This is a genomic window from Nocardiopsis quinghaiensis (assembly GCF_008638365.1).
In the GTDB taxonomy this organism is placed as follows: domain Bacteria; phylum Actinomycetota; class Actinomycetes; order Streptosporangiales; family Streptosporangiaceae; genus Nocardiopsis; species Nocardiopsis quinghaiensis.
Map to the genome: position 1 here is coordinate 24194 of NZ_VWVU01000002.1, position 15313 is coordinate 39506.

Consider the following 15313-nt stretch of genomic DNA (forward strand, 5'->3'; position numbering starts at 1 on the left):
CACGGCACCGCCGACGGCCGTTGCCAGAACCAGTGTTCTTATATCACGAGAAAGGAATCCTTGTACATTTAGAACACAAATGTACCAATTTATGTACTTTGTTACCGATTAACACTTACCGAGTGGTTCACGAGGAAGAAAGAGCTGCCGAAACACATTACCCACGGGAAATTACCTGGTCCTTCCCGTTCTCCGCAGATAGCGCACCCAGTTCACCGCGACGCCGCCGACCACGGCCAGGCACGCCGCGAGGACGAACGACGACAGGAGCCACTCCCGGGAGCCGTCCGGCCCGTAGACGCGGTTGGACGCCCCGGCGTCCACGGCCGGGATCCGCGCTCCCTCCTCGCAGGTGTCACGCCCGGCCGCGTGCAGGTACACCGCTCGCGGCTCCCCTCCCCCGGCCTCGGCGAAGGAACCGTTGCAGGTGCACGACTCGTGCCCCGGATGCTGGACGCACGTGATACTGCTCACGTTGAACACTCCCGGAGTGCCCTCGCCGCGCGCCGCGCGCAGCCCCTGCTCCAGTCCGGCGAAACCCACGTGGGCCACCAGTGCGGCGAGGACCACGACGACGACGGAGAACTGCGGGGACGGACGTCGGCGGCTCCTCCGCGTGTCGTGTCCGCCGGCGTGGCCGGTGGCAACGCCTCCGGTGGTGCCGGTGCCGGTGCCGGTGCCGGTGCCGAGCGTCCTCGGAGTGCTCATGCCCTCGCTCCCTCGTCCTCATGACTCTCCTCGGCGGGCTTCTCCGCGCCGCTCCCGCCGCCGCGGCCGATCTGGAGGGCGAGCACCGCGGCCACACCGCACAGGGCGGCCGCGAGCAGCCACACCGGCCCGTAGCCGCCGGTCACGTCACGGGTGAAGCCGCCGAAGACCGCCATGGTCCCCGCGCCGACCTGGTGGACGGCGTTGACCCAGCCGAAGACGATGGCGCCGTCCGCGCCGAAGACCCGGTGGCACAGCATGATGGTCGGCGGAACCGTGGCGACGTCGAGCAGGCCGAACACCACGACGAAGGCCATCATCGCCGCCCCCGCGTCGGGGCCCAGCAGCGCGGGCAGCATGGCCAGGAGGGCGCCCCGGCTCACGTAGTAGACGACCAGGAGCACACGCGGGTCCATCCGGTCGGTGAGCCATCCCGACAGGACCGTTCCCACGAGGGAGAACACACCGACCGTCGACACCAGCGCGGCGGCGACGGTGACGGCCATCCCCTGGTCCTGTGCGGCGGGCACGAAGTGGGTCCACAGGATGCCGTTGGTGGTCGCCCCGCACACCGCGAACGTCCCGCCCAGGAGCCAGAACTGACGGCTGTTGACCGAGGAGTACAGGACCCTCAGGGTCCGGCGCGCCGCGCCCTGGTCCGTCTTGGGCTTCTCCACGAAGGCCGTCGCCCCGTAGGGCCGCTGGCCCAGGTCGGCCGGGTGGTCCCGCAGCACGAAGGCGATGAGGACGATCATCACGCCCGCGGTCAGCGCCAGGGTCACGATGGCCGGCCGCCATCCCTGGTGGTCGATGATCCACGCCAGCGCGGGCAGGAACACCAGCTGCCCGAAGGCGCTGGCCCCGGTCAGGGTCCCGATGACCAGCCCGCGGCGCTCGACGAACCAGTTGTTGGTGACGGTGGCGGCGAACGTCATCGCCAGCGATCCGGTACCCGCGCCGATGAGCAGTCCCCAGTACAGGGTCAGCTGCCAGGCGGCGGTCATGAGGGTGGTCAGTCCGGCGCCCACGACGATGGTCGCCAGTGCCACCAGGGCGATGCGGCGGATACCGAACCGGTCCATCAGGGCGGCGGCGAACGGGGCGATCAGGCCGTAGACGATCATGTTGACCGAGGCCGCCACACCGATCGTCCCGCGGGACCACGAGTACTCGGTGTGCAGGGGGTCGGTCAGCAGTCCGGGCATCGCGGCGAAGGCCGCCGCGGCCACGATGGTCAGGCACGCGACCAGGGCGATCAGCCACGCGCGGTGGAACGGGGTGTGTGCTGGCTTCCGTGCGGAAGCGGTGTCCTCAACCATGCCTCCAGAGTCCTTCGGGGACCCCCGCCCCCGACAGTGTCCTGAAAGCCAACATGCGCAAGAATCGGGCCATGAGCGTTTTCACCCACCCCGAACGCCACAGCGTGGCCGTACTCGTCCGGCACGGCGTGCTGCCCATCGAGGCGGGCATCGTCCACCGCCTCTTCGGCCAGGCCCGCGACAGTGAAGGAGAACTGCTCTACGAGGTCCTCACCTGTGCCCTGGAGCCCGGTGAGATCAGGACCGACACCGACTTCACCGTCAACGTCGCCCACGGCCCGGAGGTGCTCCGCGAGGCCCGGACGGTGATCCTGCCCGCCGCCGACGAGGACTACGTCGAACGCCCGCACGACCCCCTCGCCCCGGCCCTGGCCGCGGCCGTCGCCCGCATCCGGCCGGACGCGCGCGTGGCCTCCATCTGCACCGGGGCGTTCGTGCTCGCCGCCGCGGGGCTGCTGGCCGGGTGCCGTGTGACCACCCACTGGAAGTCGGCGGGCTTCTTCCGCGCCATGTACCCCGGCATCGACCTGGACCCGAACGTGCTGTACACCGACAACGGGCGCGTGCTGACCGCCGCCGGGGTCGCCTCCGGCATCGACCTGAGCCTGCACATGATCCGTGTCGACCACGGCGCCGCCGTGGCCAACGAGGTGGCGCGCAGCACCGTCGTGCCGCCCCACCGGGACGGCGGCCAGGCCCAGTACATCCGCCACCCCGTGCCCGCACCGGAACGGGCCGCGACCGGCCGCGCGCGCTCCTGGGCCCTGGACCACCTCCACCTCCAGCCGAACCTGCGGGAGATGGCCCGCCAGGAGTCCATGAGCGTGCGCACCTTCACCCGCCGCTTCCGCGACGAGGTGGGGCTCTCGCCCGGGCAGTGGGTCGCCCAACAGCGCCTGGACCGGGCCCGGCAACTGCTGGAGGAGTCGGACCTGCCGGTGGACCGGATCGCGCACGAGGCGGGTTTCGGCACGGCGGCGTCCCTGCGCCAGCACATGCACGCCGAGCTCGGCGTGTCGCCCAGCGCCTACCGGCGCACCTTCCGGGGCACGTCGCACGCGGCCTGACCACGCCGGCGCCGTGCGCGGACCCCACGCACACGAGCACCGGGGCGGTGGGTCCTCCCACCGTCCCGGTGCGCTGTTCACCGGTTACGCGGCCACCGTGTCAGGGCGCGACCGGACCGATCCGGTACAGGGTCTCCTCGTGGTGGCCGCCGCCGAAGTCCGCGCTGGTGAAGAGCACGCTCCTGTCGATGTCGGCGCCCCACCGCTTGGCGAACCGCTTGAGCACCATCACGATCGGCGTGTTGGCCTCGGAGACGGTCGCCTCCACGTACCTGGCGCCGGCCAGGAGCTCCTGTTCCACGGCGTGGTCGAAGAGCTTCACCCCGAGGAAGGGGATGCCGTGCCTGGGTGTGACCGCCTCCTGCCAGACGAAGTAGGTGTCGGGCCGGTCGGGACGGCGGTAGCCGCTGAGGAAGCCGATGACCTCGCCGTCGAGGTCGGCCACCATCGAGGTCCGCGCGAAGTCGCGGAACCAGATCATGTAGTAGTACTCGCTGTTGTTGTCGAGTTCCTCGGAGGCGTCCACCATCTCCCGGACGGCGTGGGCGTCGGAGGGCTCGGGCCTGCGGAAGACGACCCGGTCGCGCGCGGGGACGGGGGACCGGTCTTCCATCGTGACGGTCATCGTGACTCCTTGGTCATGGTGGTCGTGTCTAGGTCGTCGCCCGCGGGGCCGTGGGCGGTGGACGGGGGCGGCGTCAGGCGTCCGCCGTGTCGGTCAGGAGGGGGTAGGCGCCGTTCTCGTCGTGGTCCTCGCGGCCGGTGACCGGGGGGTTGAACACACAGACGAAACGGGAGTCCCTGGTCGGGCGCAGGGTGTGCCGCTCGTGTCCGTCGAGCAGGTACATGACCCCGGGGGTGATCCAGTGCTTCTCACCGGTCTCGTCGTTGGTCAGCTCCATCTCGCCCTCGACGCACAGGACGGCCTCGTAGTGGTTGGCGTACCACAGGGACGTCTCGGTGCCCGCGTAGACGGTGGTCTCGTGCAGGGAGAACCCGACGTCCTCCCTGGCGAGCACGATCCGCTTGCTCTCCCAGGTGCCCTTGGCACCCTTGACGTGGCGTTCGGTGTCCTCGATCTCCGCGAAGGAACGGATCAGCATGGCGGCCTCTCTGGGGGTGGGGATTCGGTGGGGGCGTCGTGCTCAGACCGCGGCGGGCCGGGTGGAGGCCAGGACGAAGTCGGTGAGGGTGTCCACGGAGTCGAACACCTCGATCTCCAGGTCCTCCGGGGCCACCTCCAGTCCGATGGACTCCTCCAGGCCCATGAGGACCTCCAGCATCGAGGTGGAGTCCAGGTGCAGGTCGTCGAAGAGGCGGACGCCGCCGTCCAGGTCGGCGACCTCTCGCTCCAGGGCCTCCGAGAGGGCCGTTTCGAGAGCCTTGGTCACGTCGTTGCGCTGCATGTTCGTCTCCTTGCTGTGGTGATGCGGGTGTCGTCTTCGGCTCGTGCGCGGTCGTCGCTCAGTCGCGGCCCCTTCCGGCCGAGATCAGCCGGGCGAGCCGCTTGCGGTCGACCTTGCCGTTGCCGTTGGTGGGCAGGTCCTCGAACCGGGTGCAGACCCGGGGGATCTTGTACTCCTCGATCTCCGCGCGCATCCTCAGCAGGACCTCCTCCCTGGGGATGGCGGCGATGACCGCGAGCTGGGCGGGGCGCCGGCCCTCCGGCGGGAGGACGATCGCGGAGGTCACGCCGTCGACCCGGTGGGCGGCCGCCTCGACCTCGGTCGCGCTGACCCGGAAGCCGCGCTCCTTGTAGATGTCGTCCCTACGGCCGTCGAAGTACAGGTAGCCGTCCTCGTCCTGCCATCCGTAGTCGCCCGTCCGCAGCTCCGGGAAGAGCCCGTCCCTGCGGTGGAAGCGCTCGGCCGTCAGCTCCTCGCGCCTCCAGTAGCCGGCCATGACGTTGGGGCCGCGTACCACGATCTGGCCGGTCTCGCCGGGCGGGAGCCGCTCACCGTCGGGACCGGTGACGAAGACCTCGGTCCCGTCCAGCGGCAGGCCGCACGAGCCCGGATGGTCCAGGTCGCCGTCCGGCGGCATGATGGTGGCCCGCTTGCACTCGGTCAGGCCGTACATCACCTGCACCCGCAGCCCGGGAAGAGAGCTCCTCAGCGAGGCGACGGTCTTCTCCGAGAGCGCGGCGCCGGTGTTGGTGAGCAGGCGCAGGGAGGTGGGCCTGTGCTCGGTCCGGGCCGACAGCCACGCCAGCCGGTCGGAGACGGCGGGCACACCGGCCAGGACGGTCGCGCCGCTCTCGACCAGGCTGCGCAGCAGCGGCGGCCCGGACTCGGCGGCCGTGCCGAAACGCATCCGCGCACCGGCCAGCAGCACCAGGTAGACCTGGTAGAGCCCGTAGTCGAAGGAGACCGGCAGCGGGCAGTACACCGTGTCGTCGGACCGGTAGGCCAGGCGCCGCTGAATGGCCCGGGCGGAGAACAGCACCTGCTGGTGCGTGCTCACCACGGCCTTGGGCCGGGAGGTGGTGCCGGAGGTGTAGATCATGCACACCGGGTCCACCTCCAGCGCACGGTCGTGGCCGGAGCCGATGGGCGCGTGGGCCGGAGCGGGCCCGTCGGCCGCGCTGAGCAGGTCGTCCGTGGTCAGGAAGTCGGCGCCCCTCGCCATGGCCTCGTCCTCGGCCTCGTCGGTGTCGCAGACCACGACCGCGGGCTCGCAGTCTTTGAGGACGTGGGACAGGGCGCCGTCGCGAACGCTCTCGTGCAGGAGGCTGAACACCCCGCCGACGCGGGAGACGGCGAAGAGCGCGGCGACGGCCGCCAGCGGGTCCCCGGTCCGCACGACCACCCGGTCCGCACGGCCCACGCCGCGTTCACGCAGGTGGTGGGCGATGCGGGTGCTGGTGGCGGCGAGATCGCCGAGACCGGCGGCCTGGTCGCGGAAGGACAGGAAGGGGGCGTGCGGGTCGCGCTCGGCCGCTCGGTCGAGCAGGTCGTGCAGTAGTCGCGGCTCGGTGTTCACGAGGACTCCTTCTTTCTCACTGCTTCGTGGGGGACCACGGTCGTGGCCGTCGCGGCGCACACGAGCCGGGGTTCGGGGAGGAGGCGTGCCGCGCTGGGACGCGTCCCGGAGTCGGCGGCGATCACCTTGTGGGCGGTCATCTCCACGACCCTGCGCAACCGGGTCCGGCGCACGAGGCGGCCGCGGACCTCCAGGTAGTCGCCGGGCGAGACGGGAGCGGTGAAGCGCACGTCCGAGTAACTGGCCAGCAGGCCCTCGTCCCCGTCCTCCCGGACGGTGATCTCGGTGACCAGGTCGCCGAACAGGCGCAGGACGCGGGCGCCCTCCACCACGTTCCCGCCGTAGTAGGCGTCGGCCTCGTTCAGGCGCACCCGCAGGAACGCCGTGGTCTCGCCGGTCTCCCGGCCCCCGTCCGCCGAGGCGGTGGGCGCTTCCCGCAGCTCGGGCCGTTCAGTGGTGGTGCTCATGTACTCCTACCTCCTTCTCGTCGTTCGGTCCGCTCCCCGGGGGACGCGGTGCGCCGCTTCCACGCACGCACAGGGCCACGGCGACGACGACGTTCTCCTTGTGCGAGATCGACAGGGACACGGGGGGCAGGCCCATCCGCGCGGCCTCCCCGAGGAAGACGACCCGGGGCGCGCCTCCCTCCTCCCGGACCACCCAGATGTCGCTCGGCGCCACTCCCTGGAGCAGTCCGTGTCCCAGTGCCTTGAGGACCGCCTCCTTGGCGGCGAAGCGCCCCGACAGGAACTCCGACCGGCGCCGCGCGCCCATGCCGGCGGCCTCCTCCACCTCGCCCGGCGCGTACCCGAAGCGCAGGAACCACGGTCGGCGCGTGAGCCGGTCCAGTTCGCGCCGGTCCAGGACGTCGACGCCGACGCGCAGGGCGGTGGAGCCGGTACACGTACTCACCGGAGGTCGACGAGGCGCTGCCTGCCCAGCAGGTCCCCGGTGGTGTCGGGGAGCCGCACCAGGTGGGCGCGGCCCCGGTGGACCATGACCTCGGCGGGATAGCCGTGGCTGAGGAACAACACGGGTGAGGCGGTGGGCCCGTAGGCACCCGAGCGCCCGACTCCGAGCAGGTCGCCCGCGCGCAGTTCGGGCAGGACGACCTTCTTGGCGATGAGGTCGTTGGGCGTGCACAGTGGCCCGGTGACGGAGTACTCGTGCGTGGCGGGCACCTCCACCGGGCCGAGGCGGCGCACGGGGAAGTTCCGCTTGGCGAAGCTGCCGACGCCCACGGCGGCCATGTGGTGGTTGGTCCCCCCGTCGGCCACGGCGAACAGTTCGCCCATGGACTCCTTGACCTCGCGTACGCGCACCACGTAGGTACCCGACGCGGCGGTCAGGTAGCGGCCGGACTCCATCATCAGGCGGCAGCGGGGGTTGCGGTCCCGGAAGTCGGCGACCGCCTCGTGCATGCCCCGGCCCAGGGCCGCCATGTCCGGATCGTTCTCGCCCGCGAAGTAGGCGACGCCGAGACCGCCGCCGAAGTCCACCACCTCCAGGCCGATCCCCAGGTCGGCGGCGAGGGACTCGGCCAGGCCGAGGATGCGCTCGGTGTTGCGGACGACGCTGGTGTGGTCGAGGAACCTCGTGCCCATGTAGGCGTGGATCCCCGTGATCCGGACGCCGGAGAGGTCGCCCAGACGGCGTTTGGCGTCGCGTACCACCGCCTCGTCGATCCCGAACTGGCGGGGTTTGCCGCCCATGGCCAGGCCCTGTCCCTTGGCGGCGAAGGACGGGTTCACCCTGAGCATCACCGGGAAGGGCGCCGAGCCGCGCTGTCCGACCAGCGCGTCGATGCGTTCCACCTCGTCCAGGGACTCGCAGACCAGCGCGGTGATCCCCGCGTCCAGGCACGCCTCCAGTTCCTGGCGTGACTTTCCCGGTCCGAGGAAGATGACGTCCTCGGGTGCGATCCCGGCCCGCAGCGCGGTGACGAGTTCGGCGTGGGAGCTGACCTCGGCGCCGGCCCCGAGTGAGCCGAGCAGCGCGCAGACGCTGACGTTCGGGTTGGCCTTGAGGGAGTACATGATGTCGACGCCCTCGGGGAGCGCCCGTCTGAGGTCGGTGTAGGAGCGTTCGACGGTCTGGGCGTCGTAGACGAAGAGCGGGGTTCCGAACTCCTCTGCGAGTTGTACGTGGTCGGGTCCTGGGGACTCGGTGGTGGGCACCTTTCACCTTCCGTCGGTCGTTCGTGGGATGTGGCGGACCGCTTCCGCCCCTACTGCCAGCCCGAGTCGTCCGGCTGGAGGTCGGTGCCGTCCGACTGCCAGCCGGAGTCCTCCGAGATGGCCGCGGAGGCGGCCCGGAGCGTTTCCGCGTCGCCGTCCACCGCCGACGCGGGAGAAAGTCCGACAAAAAACGAGAAGGCAATGGCGAATGCGGAGAAAGCGGCCACATAAAGAGCGTTTACGCGAATGGACACTGGGTTTTCCCTTCTTTTCTGCTGCTGCCCCTGTGATGTCCATTATGAGCACAGCCCCGAATTGAAGTGAAGGTTCCAGCCGTGTCCTAAACGGTCCATGGCCCCTTTTGTCCACCCCTCGGGAGCCTCAGAAGACGCACGGCTACACCCCTTCCCCAGGCCAGTCACCACCGTCGCCGATGAGGGGCGCCTCCGCCTTGAAAAGCTGGTGATCAGCGAGTTCCGGGTGCCGGTCGGCGGCTCGCCCCCACAGGAGAACCGCTGTGCACTCGGCCCCGGCGAGGTTCGGAGAAAGGAGGAAGAGCCCGATCACGGGGTCGGCACCGGGCTTTTCACTGACACTCACGTGTTCGAGACCGTCCTCCGCACGGGCGCTGGAGTAGATCATTTCCCGGACATCGCTGGGGAACTCCCGACCTCCCACGGAGGGAAGGAAAGAGAGCTGGACCAGGTACATGGCGTGACCTCGATTTGAACATCGCCCCATTGACTGGGACGGAACCCTGGGCAGCGCAGCGGAGGGTGAAAATCTTTTTAGCAGGTAACAGCACTTTTTTCAAAGAGGGCCGGGGCCACGCTTTCGTTCCGGCACCGGCCGGATGCCGCCGACACGGCCGAGGGCCGCTTTCGACGGTGGGGGCGGTCCCGAGCCGCTGTGGGAGGACGGCCCGCGGCGTGCCGGGGCTTCGGAGCGGATAATCGGCAGCCGTGGGTCCCGAGGGCCCGCGCCTTCCGTCCCCCGACCTTCGGAGCCACCGTGAAACTGTACGCCGACAACCCCGTGCGGATGTTCCTCCAGATCGCCGCCGACCTGCTCGCCCTGGCCTGGGTGTACCTGTGGATCAGGGCGGCCCTGTCGCTGCGCGAGACCGTCCTGGCCCTGAACCGTCCCGGCGAGCTGATGGCGAGCACCGGCGAGGGCTTCACCGAGCACATGGACAGCGCGGCCGAGCAGGCCCTGAAGGTTCCCCTGGCCGGGGAGGCCCTGTCCACACCGTTCACCAACATGAGCGGGACCGGCGAGTCCCTCTCCGCGGCGGGCGCGTCCCTCCAGGAGTCGGTGGCCTCGCTCGCGCTGGCCCTGCCGCTGCTCACCGCCGCACTCCCGCTGCTGCTGCTCGCCGCGACGTGGCTGCCCGCCCGTGCGCGGTGGGTACGCCAGGCCGCCTCCACCCGACGCCTGCGCGGGCTCACGCCCGAGGCGCGGTCCCGGCTGCTGGCCCTGCGCGCCCTGTCGTCGGTGTCCCCGTCCAGACTGGCCGGTGCGCACGAGGACCCGGCGGGCGCCTGGCGCTCCGATGACCGGGAGGCCGTGCACGCGCTGGCCTCCCTGGAGCTGCGCCGCCTGGGGCTGCGCGGGTTCTGAGCCCCCGCGGCCCCGGTCCGTGTCCCCCCGGGCACGCCCCGCGTGCGGTCCGCGCGGGAGCGTCCCCGTCCGGCCAGGCGTGCCCCTCCCACGTGTCGGTACCGCTTCCTAAGCTGGGACCAAGCCGCCCCCGGGAGGGCCGCCCCCACAACCCACGGAGACAGCATGCACCTGTCCGCACTGTTGGACTTCGACGCCGTCCCCCTGGACACCGACGACGCCGTGTCCGTCCTGCTCGACGTCACCGCGCCCGAACGCGAGGAGGACGCAGAACGCCCGCCCGCGACCCTCCAGGTCGTGCTGGACCGCAGCGGCTCCATGGGCGGCGGGCGCCTGGACGGCGCGGTCCGGGCCCTGCTCTCGCTGGTGGACCGGCTGGCGCCCTCGGACAACTTCGGACTCGTGTCCTTCAACCAGCAGGCCCGCGTCGAGGTGCCGAGCGGACCGCTGGCCGACAAGGCGGAGGCGCGCCGCCGGATCTCGGCCCTGCGCGCCTCCGGGGGCACCGACCTCTCCAGCGGGTTGCTGCGCGGCGTGCAGGAGGCCCGACGCACCAGCGCAGACGGGGGCGCCACCCTGCTGCTGATCTCGGACGGGCACGCCAACCAGGGCGTCACCGACCACGGCCTGCTCGCGCAGGTGTCGGGCGACGCCTACGCGCACGGGGTCACCACCACGACCCTGGGATACGGCCTGGGCTACGACGAGGAGCTGCTCGGGACGGTGGCCGACGGCGGCGCGGGCAGCGCGCTGTTCGCCGAGGACCCCGACACCGCGGGCGGCCTCATCGCCCAGGAGGCCGAGTACCTGTTGGCCAAGACCGCCCAGGCCGTGTCGCTGCGGGTCCCGGTCGGCCCGCACCTGCGCGCGATCAGCGTGGTGGGCGAGATGCCCTCCCATCAGCGGGCGGACCGGTCGGTGGTGGTGGATCTGGGCGACTTCCACTCCGGGGAGAGGCGCCGCCTCCTTCTGCGCCTGGAGGTACCCGGCGTGTCCTCCCTGGGCACCGCCGCCGTCACCACCCTCGAAGCCACCTACGTGGACCCGGCGACGCTGACCACCTACACCGTGACCCTGCCCGTCGCGGTCAACGTGGTCCCGGGCGACGAGGCCGCCGGAAGGGTGCCCCGGCCGGAGGTGCGCACCGAGGAGGCCCTGCAACGGGCGCAGACCGCCAAGCGCGAGGCCAGCGAGGCCCTGCGCGGGGGCGATCGCGGTACCGCCGCCGAGAGGTTGGAACGGGCCCGCCGGGACCTGCTGGGGCCCCCGGCTCCCGGGGCGGGGCGGGGGGCCGCCGCGTCGGCGCCTCCGCCCCCGGAGGTGGCCGAGCAGGTCGCCGAACTGGAGCGGATGGCGCGGATGGCGCGGACCGACGACGCGGCCCGAACCTCCAAGACGCTGTACGCCAGCCAGTCGGGCTACTCACGCAAGAGCGGCCGTCAGCGGTCACCCGTAACCCCGCCGGCCGGGGAGAGGCGGACCGGCGGGGACGGGGCCCGGGACGGCGACCGGAGCGGTCGGGGCCGAAGGGGTGTGGTCCGGGGCGAGCAGACGGACAGGGGCCGTCCCACCCCCGACCAGGGGACCGAACCCCCGCAGGGGTCCTGACCCGGGCCCGGACACCGTGCCGCGGTCCTGTCGGAAGGGCCACGGCACACGAACGCCCCGGGAGGCGCGGCCTCCCGGGGCGTTCGGACACGGTGCGGCCGGCCCCCGACCGCCGTGCCGTTACCTCTGGGAGGACTGGGCGGAGGAGAGCGCTCCGCGCACCGCCTCCGGGAGCTTCTCCTCCAGGAAGCGGGCCATGTCCTCCTCCTGGTGCAGGATGGAGGTCAGTTTGAGGGCGATCTGCTCCTCGCCCAGCGCGTGGGCGGACTCGATCAGCGCACGGTACGAGGCGATCTCGAAGTGCTCGGCCGCGTAGTCGGAGATGGCGTTCTTGACCATCGTGTCACTCGCGGGCTTGTTCGACATGCCCTGCGCGGCGCCCATCATCCCCGACAACGCGCTCTTGACCTTCGAGACCTTGCCGCCCATGGACTCGATACATCCCTGGACCGTCTCCGCCTGGCTACGCGTCTCATCGATGTGGCGCGTGATGCGCGCGTGGACCTCGGGCTCGCCCTCCGCGTCCTTGGCGTGGCGCTCCAGGGTCTCCTCCAGAGACTTCTCCATCGAGTAGGCGTCGTTGAGCCAGGAGATGAACTGCTCACGGGCATCCACTGTGCGTCCCCCTAAGGTTGCGGTCTGGCATGTCCTCGGTCCCGCGACTACCCCGGCGGCCTGGCCACAAACCCGTCAGGGCACCTGGTAGGAGGCGTCGCGCACGTCGGTGACGGCCATGTGGCCGGGCGCGTGGCCGATGGCGAGCTCGGGGGCGGAGGCGGCCACGGCGGCCTGCGGGGTGACTCCGCACGCCCAGAAGACCGGGATCTCACCGGGACGCACCTCCACCGGGTCGCCGTAGTCGGGCCGACCCAGGTCCTCGATGCCCAGCGCGGCGGGGTCGCCCACATGTACCGGCGCGCCGTGGACCGCCGGATAGCGTGAGGTGACGCGCACCGCGTCGGCCACCCGGTCGGCGGGGACCGGCCGCATGGACACCACCAGCGGGCCGTGGAACCGGCCCGCCGGACGGCACCGCCGGTTGGTCGCGTACATGGCGACGTTGCCGCCCGTCTCGATGTGGCGGACCGGCACACCGGCCTCCAGCAGCGGTGCCTCGAACGTGAAGCTGCACCCGATGAGGAAGGCCACCAGGTCGTCCCGCCACAGGTCGGTGACGTCGGTGCGCTCCTCCACCAGTTCGCCGTCGCGGTAGACCCGGTAGGCGGGCAGGTCCGTGCGCAGGTCGCCGTCGAAGACCGAGGCACTGGTCTCGCCCGGCTCGGTGACGTCCAGGACCGGGCAGGGCTTGGGGTTGCGCTGGGCGAACAGCAGAAGGTCGAAGGCCGCCTCGCGGGGCAGGGCGATGAGGTTGGCCTGCGCGTATCCCGCGCTGTATCCGGAGGTGGGGACCCGCAGCCCGTCGCGGAACAGCGCGCGGGCTCGGGCCGGGGAGAGGTCGGCCGGAGAGGTCATCGTTTCCTGTCCTTCGTCCCTGGTGGGGTCCGGTCGGGTCTGGCGGGGTCAGAGGGTGAAGCGGACCAGGGTGCCCGGACGCGCCTGGGCCGCCCCGGGCAGGTCCGCCGAGCACACGACGGCCACCACCGGGTAGCCGCCGGTCACGGGGTGGTCGGCCAGGAACAGCACCGGTTCGCCGCCCGGCGGGACCTGGATCGATCCCGCGACCATGCCCTCGCTGGGCAGTTCACCCGTGCGGGCGCGTTCCAGGCCGGGACCGGACAGGCGGGCGCCGACCCTGTCGCTGCGCGGGGTCACCTCGTACCCGCACGACAGCAGCGTGTCGACGGCCGCCTCGGTGAACCAGCCGTCGCGCGGCCCCAGGACGACCCGCAGGACCGCCTCGGGTCCGCCGACAGGCGCGGTGGGGGCGTGGTCCGCGTTCGGCAGCGCCGCGGGCGCGGGTCCGACCGGGAGCAGCGCCCCGGGCACGGGGAGGCCGGGTCCCAGCCCGGCCAGGACGTCGGTGCTGCGCGAGCCCAGGACCGGCGGGACGTCCACCCCGCCGCGTACGCCCAGGTAGGAGCGCAGCCCCTGGTCGGGCATCCCCATGGTCAGCTCCGCTCCGTCGGGCAGGTGCAGCACCGTGTTGGCGGCCGCGCCGCGCCCTTCCACCCTCAGGGGCGCCTCGGCACCGGTGACAGCGACGGTCACCGGGCCGCGGGCGCGCACGCGCAGCCCGCCCAGGGTGGTCTCCAGGGCGGCGGCGTCCGGGGGGTTGGCGAGCAGCCGGTTGGCCAGGGCGTGGGAGTCGGCGTCGGCGGCGCCGGAGCGGCCCACGCCCAGGTCGGCGTGGCCGAAGCGGCCCGTGTCCTGGACCGTGGTCATGGGCCCCGCGGCCAGGACCTCCAGGGCGCTGCGCCGGGCGTCGCCGCTCATGAGGCCTCCGCCTCGGTGAAGCGCACGCGGACACCGGGCCTGAGCAGGCCGGGCGGATCGCGGTCCAGGTCCCAGATCCGGGCGTCGGTACGGCCGAGCAGCTGCCAGCCCCCGGGCGAGCTGCGCGGGTACACACCCGTGAACTCCCCGGCCAGCGCCACCGAACCGGCCGGCACGCGGGTGCGCGCCTCACCGCGCCGGGGCACGTGCAGGCGCGGGTCGTCGCCGACCATGTAGCCGAACCCGGGCGCGAAGCCGCAGAACGCGACGGTCCAGAGGGCGCCGGTGTGCGCCTCGACCACACCGCGCCTGGTCAGGCCGGTCAGCTCGGCGATGTCGTCCAGGTCCTCCCCGTCGTAGGCCACCGGGATGGTGACCGTCTCGCCGGAGCCCGGTCCGGCCCCGGGAGCCGGCCGCAGCCCGGAGACGGCCCCGGCGACCGCGTCCGGGTCGGTACCGGGCCCGATGCGCAGCAGCAGCGTACGGGCGGCCGGGACGACGTCGGTGACGCCGGGGACGGGATCCGCCTCCAGTGCGGCACGCAGCGCGATCACCTCGGCCAGGTCGGCGACCTCCACGAGCACGCCGGTGTCGGCACACCTCAGGAAACGCACGAGGACTCCTCCTTCCCGGCGGGGTTCACGCGTTCTCCCCCGTGAACGGTGCGACGGTGACGCCCCCGGCGCGCAGCCTCGCGGCCACGGCCCGGGCGATGTCCACGGCTCCGGGGCTGTCGCCGTGCACGCACAGGGAGTCGGCCTCGACGCGGATCCGGGTGCCGTCGACCGCCTCGACCGGCTCGCCGTGGGCGATGCGCAGACAGCGTTCGGCGATCTCCTCCGGGTCGTGGAGCACGGCGCCGGGTTCGCGGCGCGGCACCAGTACGCCCTCCGGGGTGTAGGCGCGGTCGGCGAACGCCTCGCGGTGGGTGGGCAGTCCGGCCTCCTCCGCCAGGCGCAGGAACCGGGACCCGGGCAGCCCGAGCACGGGCAGGTGGGGGTCGAAGGCCCTCACGGCCGCGACGACCGCGGCGGCCTGCTCCTCGTGGTGCACGATCGTGTTGTAGAGCGCACCGTGCGGCTTGACGTAGCGGACGCGGTCCCCGGCCAGGCGGGTGAACGCGGACAGGGCGCCGAGCTGGTAGACGACCTCGTCGGTCAGCTCGGCGGGCGGTACGTCGACGAAGCGGCGGCCGAACCCGGCGAGGTCGCGGTAGCTCACGTGCGCGCCGACGGCCACCCCCCTGGCCGCGGCCTCGCTTGTGGTGCGGCGCAGCACGGACGGGTCACCGGCGTGGAATCCGCAGGCGACGTTGGCGCTGGTGACGATGGACAGCAGGGCCTGGTCGTCGCCTAGCTCCCAGCGGCCGAAGCTCTCGCCGAGGTCGGAGTTGAGGTCGATGCGCAACGTCGGTGCTCCTCGTTCTTCTTCTGGTTCC

19 protein-coding genes are annotated in these 15313 nt (G+C 72.0%); 3 read left to right on the top strand and 16 right to left on the bottom strand.

Annotated features, from left to right (window positions below; all coding sequences use genetic code 11):
• Positions 1-171: 171 nt before the first annotated feature.
• Positions 172-708, bottom strand: a complete 537-nt coding sequence (locus FYX01_RS07015; RefSeq protein ID WP_223830343.1) for a hypothetical protein — start codon at positions 706-708, stop codon at positions 172-174.
• A complete protein-coding gene (locus FYX01_RS07020) occupies positions 705-2027 on the bottom strand; it encodes an MFS transporter (RefSeq protein ID WP_150238771.1) in 1323 nt (440 codons plus the stop codon). Before FYX01_RS07020 ends, FYX01_RS07015 begins: the two co-directional genes overlap by 4 nt.
• Before the next feature lie 71 nt (positions 2028-2098).
• Here FYX01_RS07020 and FYX01_RS07025 point away from each other — a divergent pair, with 71 nt between their 5' ends.
• Positions 2099-3094, top strand: a complete 996-nt coding sequence (locus FYX01_RS07025; RefSeq protein ID WP_150238773.1) for a GlxA family transcriptional regulator — start codon at positions 2099-2101, stop codon at positions 3092-3094.
• A 100-nt stretch (positions 3095-3194) separates the two neighbouring features.
• Here the strand turns inward: FYX01_RS07025 and ectA are convergent, their stop codons facing one another.
• From ectA to FYX01_RS07070, 9 genes are all read right to left on the bottom strand, one after another.
• A complete protein-coding gene (gene ectA / locus FYX01_RS07030) occupies positions 3195-3719 on the bottom strand; it encodes a diaminobutyrate acetyltransferase (RefSeq protein WP_150238775.1) in 525 nt (174 codons plus the stop codon).
• A gap of 73 nt (positions 3720-3792) precedes the next feature.
• Positions 3793-4197, bottom strand: a complete 405-nt coding sequence (locus FYX01_RS07035) for an ectoine synthase (RefSeq protein WP_150238777.1) — start codon at positions 4195-4197, stop codon at positions 3793-3795.
• Positions 4198-4239: 42 nt separating this feature from the next.
• On the bottom strand, positions 4240-4500 hold the full coding sequence (locus FYX01_RS07040; protein WP_150238779.1) for an acyl carrier protein: 261 nt from the start codon (positions 4498-4500) through the stop codon (positions 4240-4242).
• Positions 4501-4558: 58 nt separating this feature from the next.
• A complete protein-coding gene (locus FYX01_RS07045) occupies positions 4559-6076 on the bottom strand; it encodes a class I adenylate-forming enzyme family protein (RefSeq protein ID WP_150238781.1) in 1518 nt (505 codons plus the stop codon).
• Positions 6073-6543 carry a 3-aminobutyryl-CoA ammonia lyase gene (locus FYX01_RS07050; RefSeq protein ID WP_150238783.1) on the bottom strand — a complete coding sequence of 157 codons (471 nt, stop codon included), beginning with the start codon at positions 6541-6543 and terminating at the stop codon, positions 6073-6075. Before FYX01_RS07050 ends, FYX01_RS07045 begins: the two co-directional genes overlap by 4 nt.
• Positions 6527-6988: a holo-ACP synthase gene (locus FYX01_RS07055; protein WP_223830344.1), complete on the bottom strand. Its 462-nt coding sequence runs from the start codon at positions 6986-6988 to the stop codon at positions 6527-6529. Before FYX01_RS07055 ends, FYX01_RS07050 begins: the two co-directional genes overlap by 17 nt.
• Positions 6985-8253 (bottom strand): type III PLP-dependent enzyme, encoded by a 1269-nt coding sequence (locus FYX01_RS07060; protein WP_150238785.1) that lies wholly within the window; start codon positions 8251-8253, stop codon positions 6985-6987. Before FYX01_RS07060 ends, FYX01_RS07055 begins: the two co-directional genes overlap by 4 nt.
• A gap of 50 nt (positions 8254-8303) precedes the next feature.
• Positions 8304-8507: a hypothetical protein gene (locus tag FYX01_RS07065; RefSeq protein WP_150238786.1), complete on the bottom strand. Its 204-nt coding sequence runs from the start codon at positions 8505-8507 to the stop codon at positions 8304-8306.
• 142 nt (positions 8508-8649) lie between these two features.
• Positions 8650-8964, bottom strand: coding sequence for a hypothetical protein (locus FYX01_RS07070; RefSeq protein WP_150238788.1), 315 nt, complete (start codon positions 8962-8964; stop codon positions 8650-8652).
• A gap of 300 nt (positions 8965-9264) precedes the next feature.
• Between FYX01_RS07070 and FYX01_RS07075 the strand changes: the two genes are divergently transcribed.
• Together FYX01_RS07075 and FYX01_RS07080 are read left to right on the top strand one after the other, a co-directional pair.
• The gene (locus FYX01_RS07075; protein ID WP_150238790.1) at positions 9265-9873 is read left to right on the top strand and encodes a hypothetical protein; all 609 of its coding nucleotides are present in this window, start codon (positions 9265-9267) and stop codon (positions 9871-9873) included.
• Between the two features lie 165 nt (positions 9874-10038).
• A complete protein-coding gene (locus tag FYX01_RS07080) occupies positions 10039-11481 on the top strand; it encodes a vWA domain-containing protein (RefSeq protein ID WP_150238792.1) in 1443 nt (480 codons plus the stop codon).
• Positions 11482-11601: 120 nt separating this feature from the next.
• On the opposite strand, the gene FYX01_RS07085 is transcribed toward FYX01_RS07080, so the two are convergent.
• The 5 genes from FYX01_RS07085 to FYX01_RS07105 all read right to left on the bottom strand — a co-directional run bounded on the left by FYX01_RS07085 (position 11602) and on the right by FYX01_RS07105 (position 15282).
• Complete coding sequence (locus tag FYX01_RS07085; protein WP_150238794.1) at positions 11602-12096, bottom strand: YciE/YciF ferroxidase family protein; 495 nt, start codon at positions 12094-12096, stop codon at positions 11602-11604.
• A 75-nt stretch (positions 12097-12171) separates the two neighbouring features.
• Entirely contained in the window at positions 12172-12954 is a 783-nt protein-coding gene (locus FYX01_RS07090) for a putative hydro-lyase (RefSeq protein ID WP_150238796.1), read from the bottom strand.
• Between the two features lie 48 nt (positions 12955-13002).
• Positions 13003-13875, bottom strand: coding sequence for a 5-oxoprolinase subunit C family protein (locus tag FYX01_RS07095; protein ID WP_150238800.1), 873 nt, complete (start codon positions 13873-13875; stop codon positions 13003-13005).
• Positions 13872-14489, bottom strand: a complete 618-nt coding sequence (locus tag FYX01_RS07100) for a 5-oxoprolinase subunit B family protein (RefSeq protein WP_150238802.1) — start codon at positions 14487-14489, stop codon at positions 13872-13874. The genes FYX01_RS07095 and FYX01_RS07100 overlap by 4 nt, the downstream gene beginning before the upstream one ends.
• Before the next feature lie 25 nt (positions 14490-14514).
• The gene (locus FYX01_RS07105) at positions 14515-15282 is read right to left on the bottom strand and encodes a LamB/YcsF family protein (RefSeq protein ID WP_150238804.1); all 768 of its coding nucleotides are present in this window, start codon (positions 15280-15282) and stop codon (positions 14515-14517) included.
• Between the last annotated feature and the right edge of the window lie 31 nt (positions 15283-15313).

Coding starts and splice junctions, on each gene's coding strand:
- FYX01_RS07015 (WP_223830343.1), bottom strand. CDS start 708: ATGAGCACTCCGAGGACGCTCGGCACCGGCACCGGCACCGGCACCGGC.
- FYX01_RS07020 (WP_150238771.1), bottom strand. CDS start 2,027: ATGGTTGAGGACACCGCTTCCGCACGGAAGCCAGCACACACCCCGTTC.
- FYX01_RS07025 (WP_150238773.1), top strand. CDS start 2,099: ATGAGCGTTTTCACCCACCCCGAACGCCACAGCGTGGCCGTACTCGTC.
- ectA (WP_150238775.1), bottom strand. CDS start 3,719: ATGACCGTCACGATGGAAGACCGGTCCCCCGTCCCCGCGCGCGACCGG.
- FYX01_RS07035 (WP_150238777.1), bottom strand. CDS start 4,197: ATGCTGATCCGTTCCTTCGCGGAGATCGAGGACACCGAACGCCACGTC.
- FYX01_RS07040 (WP_150238779.1), bottom strand. CDS start 4,500: ATGCAGCGCAACGACGTGACCAAGGCTCTCGAAACGGCCCTCTCGGAG.
- FYX01_RS07050 (WP_150238783.1), bottom strand. CDS start 6,543: ATGAGCACCACCACTGAACGGCCCGAGCTGCGGGAAGCGCCCACCGCC.
- FYX01_RS07070 (WP_150238788.1), bottom strand. CDS start 8,964: ATGTACCTGGTCCAGCTCTCTTTCCTTCCCTCCGTGGGAGGTCGGGAG.
- FYX01_RS07080 (WP_150238792.1), top strand. CDS start 10,039: ATGCACCTGTCCGCACTGTTGGACTTCGACGCCGTCCCCCTGGACACC.
- FYX01_RS07090 (WP_150238796.1), bottom strand. CDS start 12,954: ATGACCTCTCCGGCCGACCTCTCCCCGGCCCGAGCCCGCGCGCTGTTC.
- FYX01_RS07095 (WP_150238800.1), bottom strand. CDS start 13,875: ATGAGCGGCGACGCCCGGCGCAGCGCCCTGGAGGTCCTGGCCGCGGGG.